Source organism: Nocardia carnea (assembly GCF_029868855.1).
Lineage (GTDB): Bacteria > Actinomycetota > Actinomycetes > Mycobacteriales > Mycobacteriaceae > Nocardia > Nocardia carnea_A.
Genome location: NZ_JARWOV010000089.1, coordinates 23,900 through 34,869 on the forward strand (window position 1 = coordinate 23,900; position 10,970 = coordinate 34,869).

Genomic DNA, 10,970 nt, shown 5'->3' on the forward strand with positions numbered 1-10,970 from the left:
ATTCGAGGCAATGCACGTATGCGGACCGCAGTACCGGACGGACCCGGCCCCGCGGACGGGGTACGAGATCTCCTGCGGTCCGCCGTAGCCCAGAGATTGGCGCGAGCAGAGAACAACACATCGCTGTCATCGGTGCTGGATCCCGAAGCCGCCACGGAAGCCGGCCGGCTGGCAGCGGTTATTCTGCCGGACGACGGGGACCTGGACTCCCGGTTGCTGTTGGCCGGGTTCCACGGGTATCGCTACCTGGCTTTGCGACCGGGCCGGGGCGAGCAGGAGTGGCAGGTGGCGATCGACTGGCTCGCCTCGGTTTTCGCCTCCACGGCGTATACAGCCCCGCTGCCCGAACAACTACATGTCCTGGTCGCCGATCGAGTCTACGATGTCGCCGCCGACATCACGGTCCCTTACGACCTGCCGAGTTTCGGTACCGATGCCCTAACCGCCGCGGCCGGTCTCTGGCAACAGATACTGGCGGCCACGCCGGACCACCACCCCGGCCGAGCCGGCAGGCTGGGCAGCTTCGGGTTGATTCTCGCGGCCCGATTCGAACAAACGGGAGCGCCGGCGGACCTCGACCGGGCTGTGGATGTGGGCCGCCGAGCCGTGCAGGCCACCACCTCCGGACACCACGACCGGATGGTATGGCAGAAGGACTCCCCGGCCGATTACACCGACCGGGCGATCTGGCTCAACGCCCTCGGGAATGCGCTCCGGACTCGATCCCAGCGGACGGCAACGCCGGCGGATCTGGACGAGGCCGTGGACGTGTGTCGCCGGGCCGTGCAGGCGACGGTGCCCGACGACCCCGGCCGGGGCGCCTGCCTGATCACACTCGGTGCTGCGCTGCAGGCCCGGTTCGTCCACATCGATACGCCGATGGACCTGTACGAGGCGATAGAGGTGGGCCGCCGAGCGGTGCTCGCTACCGCAGCCGAAGATCCGGAACGGGCAGTGGCCCTGAACAATCTCGGGAATGCTTTCCGGATCCGATTCGAGTGGATGGGGGCCCCAGCCGACCTCGACGATGCGGTGGAAACGGGGCGCTCGGCGGTGGATGCTGCCCCGGCCGGCCATTGGCATCGGGCGAGGTGCCTGAAGAATCTCGCCCTCGCTCTCCAGACGCGGTTCGAACTGACCGGTGTAGTAGCAGACCTCGACGAATCGGTGGAGACACACCGTCTGGAAGTAGAGGCGCTTCCCGCCGGCCATCCTGATCGAGCGAAGCTCCTGAACGATCTGGGCATCGCTTTCCTCGAACGGTACGAGCGAACCGGCGCGCCGGAACCACTCGACGACGCGGTAGAGATGAGTCGCGCCGCGGTCGGCTGCACTGAGGACGGCCGCCCTGAACAGGCGGAATACCTGATCACTCTGGGGAATACCCTCCGGGCACGATTCGAGCGGACCGGCAGCCGGACCGATCTGGACGAGGCGGTGGCGACCGACCGCCGGGCGCTATCGGTCGCGCCGACCACGCCTGCCAGGTCGACGATCATGAACAATCTGGGCATCACGCTGCAACACCTGTTCCGGCAGACAGGCAGGATGGATCACCTCGACGAAGCCGTGGAAATCGGCCGCGCAGCGCTCCGGGAAACTCCCGCCGGCGACCCGGGTCTGGCGATGCGCTCGAGCAACCTCGGCAGTGCACTGTTGCTACGGTTCGAGCGGACCGGCCTGCCGGCGGACCTCGACGAGGCGGTCGAGTTGGGGCGTCGAGCCATGCAGACCCACCCGCTCGGCGACACCGAACAGTCGATATTCCTGAACGGCCTCGGATCAGCGCTGCGCGCTCGGTACAAATGGGCGGGTGTACCGGCGGACGTGCACGAGGCAGTCGAGGTGAGCCGCCGATCTCTGCAAGCAACCCCGACCAACCACCCCAACCGGGTGAAGCACCTGACCACACTCGGGATATCTCTTCAGAACATGGCGCGTCAGACGGGTGGTAAGCCCGAACTCGACGAGGCAGTGGAGATCGGACGACAGGCGGTACAGGCCGCTTCGGCCGGTCAGGCCGACCGCGCAGTATGCCTGAGCAACCTCGGGAACGCGCTACTGCTGCGCTTCGACCGAACGGGAGCGCCCGCGGACCTGGACGAGGCGGTGGAGGTCTGCCGTGCGGCAGTACAGGCCACCCCTGAGGACAGCCCGAACCGGATCCTTCGGTTGAACAACCTCGCGAATGCGCTGATGAGCCGATTCGAGTGGACGGGTGCGCTGGCGGACGTGAACGAGGTGGTCGCGTTGCGCCGCCGAGCGCTACAACTCACCCCCGTCGACGACCCCAAACTGGCACTGTGCCTGAACAACCTCGGCAGCGCTCTGTGGCTCCGCTTCGACCGAATCGGTGCTGCAGCGGACCAGGACGAGGCCGTCGATGCCTGCCGGCAGGCAGTACAGGCCACGCCCGCCGGAAACAGCGTGCTGGCCGACCGTCTCACCAACCTCGGGGCGGTTCTCCTGAGCCGATTCGAACGAACAGGCGCGGCCGCGGACATAGCCGAAGCCGTGGACGTATGCCGGCGAGCACTCCAGGTCACCACACCCGAGGCGACATTCGACCGGGCCGCGAAACTGTCCACGCTGGGGTCGGCACTCCTGCTCCGATTCCAGCAGACGGGCGCGGTACCGGATGTGTACGAGGCCGTCGATGTATGCCGGCAAGCCGTACAGGCCAGACCGCCGGACCACCCAGGTCGGGCCCGTCTCCTGTTCGTTCTCGGACAAGCCCTGCTGGTGCGGGCCGGGCACAGCCCCGCGACAACGGAACTGGCCGAAGCTGCCGTGCCGTTGCAGGATCTGGACGAGGCCGCCGCCGCGTGGCAAGAGGCAGCGCAGTCACCCGTGGCGCCGCCGTCGATTCGGATCCAGTCGGCTCGAAACGCTGCCCTGTTGCTCTGGTCGGCCAAGGGAGCCCCTGCGCTGATGCGCGCCCTGAGTTTGGCCCGCTTGTCCCGGAAGCCCACCGGTTTGCGTAACCGGCGCAGACGTGCGGCAGAAATGGTATGCGGCGCGGTGCGGCTGTTGCCCGAGGTGGCACCGCGCCGATTGCAACGGCCGGACCAGCAATATGCCCTCGGCGAGTACGCGGAATTGGCCGCCGACGCCGCGGCCCTGACCCTCCGGGACACCTCGGCTCCGGCTGCCGAGCGGGCGGCGCTCGCACTGCAGATGCTCGAGGCTGGCCGTGCGGTGCTGCTGGGGCAGGCTTTGCAGGTACGGAATGACACCGGTGAACTGGAACAGCAGCATCCCGGCCTCGCCGCGGAGTTCATCCGACTGCGCGGACTTCTCGACTACACCCCCACCAACCCCCTCGACACCGACATGGAGCCCACGATAGATACGCGGCACCGCCTCGCACGAGAGTTCGACGAGGTACTGGCCCGTATCCGCGCCGAGCCGGGGTTCGAAACGTTCGCGCTGCCACCGGCAATCGCCCAACTGCTCGAACAAGCCGCCGATGGACCGATCGTGATCTTCAACATCAGCAGCTACGGCAGTGACGCACTGCTGCTCACGGCGTCCGGCGTAAAGGTGCTGCCGATGCGCGGGCTGACTCGCGAAACCGTGCTGGACCGGGTCACGGCCTTCCGCGCGGCCTTGACGGATGCCGGGCACGGGGCGACTGCCACGGACCGGCGAGCGGCGCAACAACGCCTGGTCGAAATTCTGGAATGGCTGTGGGACAACGCCACCGGCCCCGTACTGGATGCACTCGGCTACCGGCGTCCCGTCGCGGTGGGCCGGGCGGGCCCCCGGGTGTGGTGGATACCCGGCGGGCTGCTCGGCCAACTGCCCATCCATGCCGCTGGTCACCACACCGACCCGTCCCGCCGGAGAGGCGGCGTCCGGACGGTGATGGATCGGGTGGTTTCCTCCTACACACCCACCGTCACCGCCCTGCGCCACGCGCGGCGACGCGCCACCGGGGTCGGCTCCGAACCGGCTACCTCGCGGCCTGCCCTGGTCGTGGCCATGCCCACCACGCCCGGTGTTCCCGGCCGGCTGCACCATGTGCTCGCCGAGGCCGGGATGCTCGCCACGCGTCTGCCCGGCGCGATCACGCTGACCGAACCTGAAACATCACTGAACGCGGTCCCGGGACACACCGACGCCCTCTCCGCGCCGGCGGGAAGCCCGAAGTCCACGCCTGCGACGACCGGCGCGGACGATGTCCGGTTACCCACCCGCGACAGGGTCCTGCAACTCCTCCGCGAATGCTCGATCGCCCATTTCGCCTGCCACGGTGTCAGTGACAGTGCGGACCCCTCGCGCAGCCGATTGCTGCTGCACGACCACGCCACCGCCCCGTTCACCGTCGCCGCGCTCGCCCCGCTCGACCTCGGCCACGCCCGGCTGGCGTACCTGTCCGCCTGCGAAACCGCCGCTACCAGCGTGGAACTCATCGACGAGGCGATTCATCTCACCTCGGCGTTCCAACTGGCCGGATACCCGCAGGTGATCGGCACGCTCTGGACCGTCGACGACGAGACAGCCACCCAGATCGCCGAAAGTTTCTATACCGCCCTCTTCGACTCAGATTCAGCGATACCCGATACGGACCGAGCGGCCCACGCACTACACGATGCCGTCCGCGCAGTCCGCGACACCTTCCGCGCTACCCCTTCTCTCTGGGCAGCCCATCTCCAAGCCGGGGCCTGAGCACGATTCGCACCCGGGGCCGTCCGGTTTTGCGTTACGTCGAGTACCGCGCCCGGCGGAAACATCCGATGGGGCCCGCCGAAGTGTCCGCCGCCGAAGAACAAACCCGTATAGCCAGGCCGAAAGAATATTCGGGCGAACTCGGGAAGACAGGACCCGTAGCTCAGGCCGGCAACCGATCGGCTCCCCAGCTGCGGTGCACATAGCCGACGACCCGATCCAGTTCGGCGCGGTCCACCGAGGCCAGTTCGCCCGGTTCCAGCGGGTCGAAATGGAAGATGTAGAGCCGGGAGGCGAACTGTTCGAACGGTAGCGAGGCCTCGCCGAAGCGTTCGCCGTGTCCGGCCGTACCCACCACGACCCCGTCACCCCAGTCCTGGCCGCTGTCGTTGTTCGGGTTGTAGAAGTAGACCCGCATCCGGTCCTGTGGATCGAGTGCCACGCGCAGGATCGTGATCGCATGCCAGCCCACGAACCGGGCGGCGCTGTCGGTGACCGCGACGCCGGCCGGCTGCGGGTGGATCAGCGGCTGGTTGCCGTTGTGGAACGGGTGGTAACTGGCATAGAAGTGGCGCAGGAACTCGTCCAGTTCGGTGAGCTGCCCGGTGGCCACGTCGACATTGATGCGGAATCCCCGGCCCGACCACCAGCCGTGGAATTCCGGGTTCACCCAGCGATGCGGATCGCCCTCGCGATCGGCGCACTGCCGGCCCATCTCCGCGTAGATACGGTCCAGATGCGGCACCACCAGCAGCGATACCGGGTCCAGATCGACCGGCAGTTTCGTGGCGACCCCGCCCACGCTGTCGCGCGAGGAGATGGGCCGGCCCTCGAAATGCATCACGACCTCGTCGTCGCGCGCCGCCCAGGCCAATGTCTGCAGCAGATAGTCGGGGTCGTTGTAGGCCCACATCGACAGTGCGCGGGCCGACTGGCAGGTCGGGTTGTCACCCTGCCCGACACCGAGCGGCAGCCCCAGCATGGACAGCATGCCCGCGAGCAGGCGGGCGCGCGGATCCGGGTCGGGTCCGAAGGCCCGGGTGAGACGTTCCCGCGAATACGGCGACAACTGCAGTGCGAGCTGCCGCCACAGCGCCGGGGCGACCGGCGGCTGGTAGAGGATCCCGCGTTCCAGCAGCAGCGCGATTCCGTAGATGCACTGGGCGGTTTCGACGTGTACGGCGTCGGCGATGAGGCGGCGTACCAGTTCGTGGTAGCACAGCAGGCATTCGCGGCCGGTGCTGGACAGGCCCAGTGCCTCGCCCAGCAGGTATTCGCCCTTGCCGAGCAGGAAACGCACCAGCACCGCGTGATACGGGGAGACCAGGCCGGTGTCGTGCATGGACCGGGCGAAACCCGCGGTCTCGTACGCCAGCGCACTGTCGTCCATGGTTTCGAGGCGCACGCGGTACACCTCGACACCCGGGTCCTCCCGGCACGCCTCGGTGGTGCCGTAGAGGCTGCTGATCAAGCGGTCGGCACCGAGGCCGGCGGCACCCAGATCGATATCGGGGTTGGTGCGGGCGACAGCGATCTGGGTGATCATCCGCTTCACCGGCTCCACCTGGATCGGGCGCTGCCGCAGGATCCGCCAGATCTCGTCGACCAGGTTCTCCAGCACCTTCTCGTAGCCGATCTCCTCGACGAGATGGCGCAGCAGCTCCCGGGATACCTGGGCCATCCGGCCCTGCTGCGCCCGTTCGGCCTCGGTGGGTGGCGTGAACAGCAGGGTCAGATTCATGGCCAGCACCTGGGACAGGTGGTGGTCGGCATGTTCGGCGGAGATCATCGGGTGCACGTACTCGCCCTTGGCCACCGCCAGCAGCCGCAGATTGCTCACCGTCTCCAGCACTACGGTGTCGGCGTTGGCGCTGCGCAGCGAACCCGTGCTCAACGACGGGATCAGAATCTGCGGCTGCGCCCAGTCCGTACCGCGGAACAGACCGGCCGTTTCCAGCCGCACCGCCCGTGCCCGGACGGTCGCGCAGCCGCCCGGTAACAGCAGTACTCGGCGCAGCGCCGCGAGAACCCTCGACAGTTTCAGGTGCTTGCCGAAATCGCTGGTGTCCGCGAGCAACTGCGTCGCGTCGTCCAACATGGCCACACGTCTGTCGAGGGTCGCCCCGTCGCCGCTGAGTGGGGTCAAATGAGGATCCTCCCCGTGATCAGTTACTGCCGAACGAATCAGATGTAGAAATCGAGCTCTTCCTGTCGCTTCAGCAGATCCCGGAGAGTGTACGGGTCGTCACCGAAGAAGTACAAGAGGCCCCAATGGTTGCCGAAGGCGGTACGTTTGGTCACTTTTTCCGTCAGCGGCTCCGTGAGCTCGTGGGTTTCGAAATATTCGTGGTCCTCGGTCTCCTCGGGCACCGACAACTGACTGACCACGCGCCGCCGCGGATAAACCCCGAAGCACCCCGCGTGCCCTTTCGCATCCACGACTTCCCTCGGAAAAAAGTCCTCGATCTCTTCCTCGGTGGTCTTCGGGTCGAAGGCCAGGACGAGAGCGTGGTAGGCGTTGAACCCGTACGAACGCTCCAACAGCTCGAACACCTTGAACCCGGGCGGGCGGTAGGCGACCTCACCGAAGTACATCTCGCCGTCGCTGGTGACGAAGTATTCCGGGTGGACGAACCCGAACTCGATATCGAACGTTTTGATAAGGCGTTCGACCTGCCGGGTGATCTCCGGCCGGTACTTTTCCAGTTCGGGCGTCGCCGGGACGAAAACAGAATAGCCGAGGGTGACATATTCGGAAATGTTCAGGAAGCAAATCCGGCCGTTGTGGATCCAAGCCTCCACGGCGAATTCCCAGCCGTCCAGATGCGATTCCATGAGAACCGGGAACTCGTCGTCGGGGATCGTATCGATCTCGTCCGGAGTCCGGATAACCCGATGTCCGAGGCAACCCGCCTTGTCGAATGCCTTGACGTGGATGGGATCGTTGGGATCGCCGTCGAGCTTCAGCAGGGTCTGATTCACTCGTTTCAGGAAACGGATCACATCATCACGCTCGTGGGCCTCCTCGAAAATTCCGACGCGGATACCGCCGAGTTGCGCGCGCCGCTTCATCAGCGCCTTGTCCCGCAACAGCATGGCCTGCCCGAAAAGGCGCGGATTATCCATCAGTACCGAGTTGATGGCGCCCGCCCATTCGACGGTTTCCTCGAAGATGGGAATGGCGACGTCCACGCCCATCTCCTGTAGTGTCTCGGCGATTTCCATCGACCGATCGTTGAGTCGTTCGAAATTCCAGGGAAGATAGGGTATGCCGTTTTCGGCACAATAATCCGCCACCCACTCCGGTGCCACCACAACGTAGCGCCGGTCGAAACGATCCACCGCTTCCACGGCATTCAAACTCCAACCCAGCAGGGCAACGTAACCTTTTTCCGGGTTGTACTCTTCATCCGGGTTCCGGACTCTGGATGCTGATGCCGAAATCGACAAAACCTCTCCCCTCTCGACCACATCTACAGCTCGTTGAATCACGAGGGCGTCGGTTCACACGCGAAAATCCGGCCGCACCGCCGGCACAGATATCGGGCCGCTACCGAATCCGCGTCGAAAGTTCGAATTCGCCGTGGACCGGAAAATGTAACGCCCTCATTTCTACCGAGTACCCGATGTTTCCGGAACGAAACCGGCGCCGGGCGAGGCGCACCCTACGCCGCATCCGAAAGCGGCGCGGCCGCACCACGATCGACCGGCTGCGGGCGACCGTGAGCCGGCGCGGCGCACCCGGCCGGGGCGACCACGGGAGGCCGGGGAGCCTGCCGCACGAGCGCCGCCGCATCCGTGCTGGCACACTGATCGAACATGCGCGGAATCATTCTGGCGGGCGGCACCGGGTCACGGTTGCATCCGATCACGCGCGGGGTGAGCAAACAGCTGGTCCCGGTCTACGACAAGCCGATGGTCTACTATCCGCTGTCCACCCTCATGCTGGCCGGTATCCGGGACATCCTGGTGATCACCACCCCCGAGGACGCCGAATCCTTCGCCCGGCTACTGGGCGACGGCTCTCAGTTCGGCATCTCGATCAGTTATGTGGTGCAGCCGGTTCCCGACGGTATCGCGAAGGCCTTCGTGCTCGGCGCCGACCATATCGGCGGCGATTGCGCCGCGCTGGTGCTGGGCGACAACATTTTCCACGGCCCCGGCCTGGGCACCAGCCTGCACCGATTCGCCGATATCGACGGGGGCGCCATCTTCGCCTACCGGGTCTCGGATCCGACCGCCTACGGTGTCGTCGAATTCGCCGACGGCAAGGCGATCTCGATCGAGGAGAAACCGAAGGTCCCGCGCTCGAACTATGTGGTGCCGGGTCTGTACTTCTACGACAACGACGTGGTGGAGATCGCCCGCGGACTCGTCCCCTCGGCGCGCGGCGAGTACGAGATCAGCGATATCAACCGGGCTTACCTGGAAGCAGGCCGGCTGGGTGTCGATGTGCTGGCCCGTGGCACTGCCTGGCTGGACACCGGCACTTTCGATTCGCTGCTCGACGCCGCCAACTATGTGCGCACCGTCGAGGAGCGCCAGGGGTTGAAGATCGGCGTGCCGGAGGAGGTCGCGTGGCGGATGGGCTATATCGACGACGAACAACTGTGCCTGCTGGCCGATCCCCTCACTCGCTCCGGTTACGGTAGGTATCTGCTCGATCTGCTCGAGCACGGACGGAGTTGGTGAGTAGGTAGATGCGGATCAGTGAGATGTCGGTCCCCGGCGCCTGGGTCTTCAGCCCCGCGATCCACGGCGACGATCGCGGCTGTTTCGCCGAAACCTTCCGCGCTTCGGAATTCGAGAAGGTCACCGGCCGGCCGTTCGATCTGCTGCAGGTCAACACCTCGGTATCCGCAGCCGGCGTGCTGCGCGGGATCCACTACACCGACGATCCGCCGGGCCAGGCGAAATATGTCACCTGTGTACGCGGCGCGTTCCTGGACGTGGTGATCGACTTGCGGGCCGGCTCACCCACGTTCGGCCGGTGGGACAGTGTGCTGCTCGACGACCGCGACCGGCGCTCGGTGTTCATATCCGAGGGCCTCGGCCATGCCGTCCTGTCGCTGGCCGACGATTCCACCCTCACGTATCTGTGTTCCCTGGAATACAGCCCCGAGTACGACCACGACCTGGACGCCTTCGATCCGGATCTGGCCATCGACTGGCCCGCGACCGGCCGCGACGGACAGCGGCTCACCTATCTCCGTTCCCTGAAGGACGCCGCAGCGCCACGACTACGCGACCGCTGACCGCCGCGGCGATCGGGGCCGGCGTCGAACGTTGCGCAGAAGCCGTCCGTAAGGGCGGTTTCCGCCGGATTCGCCGAGTGGCCGGTTCGGCGGTATTGTCGCTGCCCGGCGGTTCCCTCGCGGGACCGCCCCGCGGTGCCGGTGAAACCACCGGCCCAGGCGCCCCGGCTGCCGCCGGGCCGGTTCTCGGGGGATTCGTCCACTGACTCACTGGCCGTACCGGGATCCTCCCTGGATTCCACCCGGGAAGCCAACCGTGACCAGGTATAGCGGCGCCGGCCGCTGCTATTCCCCCGTGGAGAGGAATGAGACCTAGCCGACAGTCGAAAAAATTCGCTGGAACGGCGTAACACCACGGGGACCCGGCACCGATACGACCCATGAAAGCCGGAGCTGATCTATACCGGGGAATGGAGATGACAGTGCGTACGACGTTTTCGACTTCCGTCTCGGCGGGCGCCAAGTCCGCGGCCGCGCGGGACTACGTCCAGCGTGGCTGGACGGTCGCCGAAACGACCAACGGCCTGTGCCTGATCACCGATGCCGAGGTGTCCGCCGTCGAGGTCACCGGGGAGTTGGCCGCGTCGGTACGCCGGTACCTGCGCGCGAACAACCTGACCGGTCCGGTTATCGAGATTCCGGGCGCCCAGCGCCGCGAAATCCACCTGGTGACCGGTATGCGCAAGGCCGAGCGTGCCGTCGAGGCGCTGCGCGCGGCCGGTGCGGTCGTGCACACCGACGGTGACGGCATCCCGCTGCCGCCCACCCACCTCTCGGCGGGTTCGGCCAGCTGGGGTGTCTCCCCCGACGAGGCCCGCTGGATTCCGCCGGTGGTCGCGCTCGGCGCGGCGGTGCGTTCGGCCCTCGCCCGGCGGCCGCGACGCCTCACCAGCGTGGCCTGAACAGGCACAACACATACCCGGCAGCGGGAAACCCCCGGGCGGGGGGGGCGCCCGGGGGGGGGCCGGGCGCCCCGCCGGCCCCCCGCCCGCCGGCGGAGGGGAGGTACGAGCATGAGAAAAAAAAAAAAACCGCCGGCCCCAA

Annotated in this window: 6 protein-coding genes; 4 read left to right on the forward strand and 2 right to left on the reverse strand. The window is 66.5% G+C overall.

Annotated features, from left to right (window positions below):
- Nucleotides 1–18 precede the first annotated feature (18 nt).
- Entirely contained in the window at nucleotides 19–4,671 is a 4,653-nt protein-coding gene (locus QH195_RS08705; protein WP_280434977.1) for a CHAT domain-containing protein, read from the forward strand.
- Between the two features lie 163 nt (nucleotides 4,672–4,834).
- On the opposite strand, the gene QH195_RS08710 is transcribed toward QH195_RS08705, so the two are convergent.
- Together QH195_RS08710 and QH195_RS08715 are read right to left on the reverse strand one after the other, a co-directional pair.
- A complete protein-coding gene (locus tag QH195_RS08710) occupies nucleotides 4,835–6,769 on the reverse strand; it encodes a hypothetical protein (RefSeq protein WP_280434980.1) in 1,935 nt (644 codons plus the stop codon).
- Between the two features lie 86 nt (nucleotides 6,770–6,855).
- A complete protein-coding gene (locus tag QH195_RS08715) occupies nucleotides 6,856–8,163 on the reverse strand; it encodes an ATP-grasp domain-containing protein (RefSeq protein WP_348537347.1) in 1,308 nt (435 codons plus the stop codon).
- A gap of 327 nt (nucleotides 8,164–8,490) precedes the next feature.
- On the opposite strand from QH195_RS08715, the gene rfbA reads away from it, so the two are divergent.
- The 3 genes from rfbA (at nucleotide 8,491) to QH195_RS08730 (ending at nucleotide 10,828) form a co-directional block, all read left to right on the forward strand.
- Nucleotides 8,491–9,363, forward strand: a complete 873-nt coding sequence (rfbA, locus tag QH195_RS08720; protein WP_280423370.1) for a glucose-1-phosphate thymidylyltransferase RfbA — start codon at nucleotides 8,491–8,493, stop codon at nucleotides 9,361–9,363.
- 8 nt (nucleotides 9,364–9,371) lie between these two features.
- Nucleotides 9,372–9,926: a dTDP-4-dehydrorhamnose 3,5-epimerase family protein gene (locus tag QH195_RS08725; RefSeq protein WP_280423371.1), complete on the forward strand. Its 555-nt coding sequence runs from the start codon at nucleotides 9,372–9,374 to the stop codon at nucleotides 9,924–9,926.
- A 422-nt stretch (nucleotides 9,927–10,348) separates the two neighbouring features.
- Entirely contained in the window at nucleotides 10,349–10,828 is a 480-nt protein-coding gene (locus QH195_RS08730; RefSeq protein ID WP_280434978.1) for a hypothetical protein, read from the forward strand.
- Nucleotides 10,829–10,970: the final 142 nt, after the last annotated feature.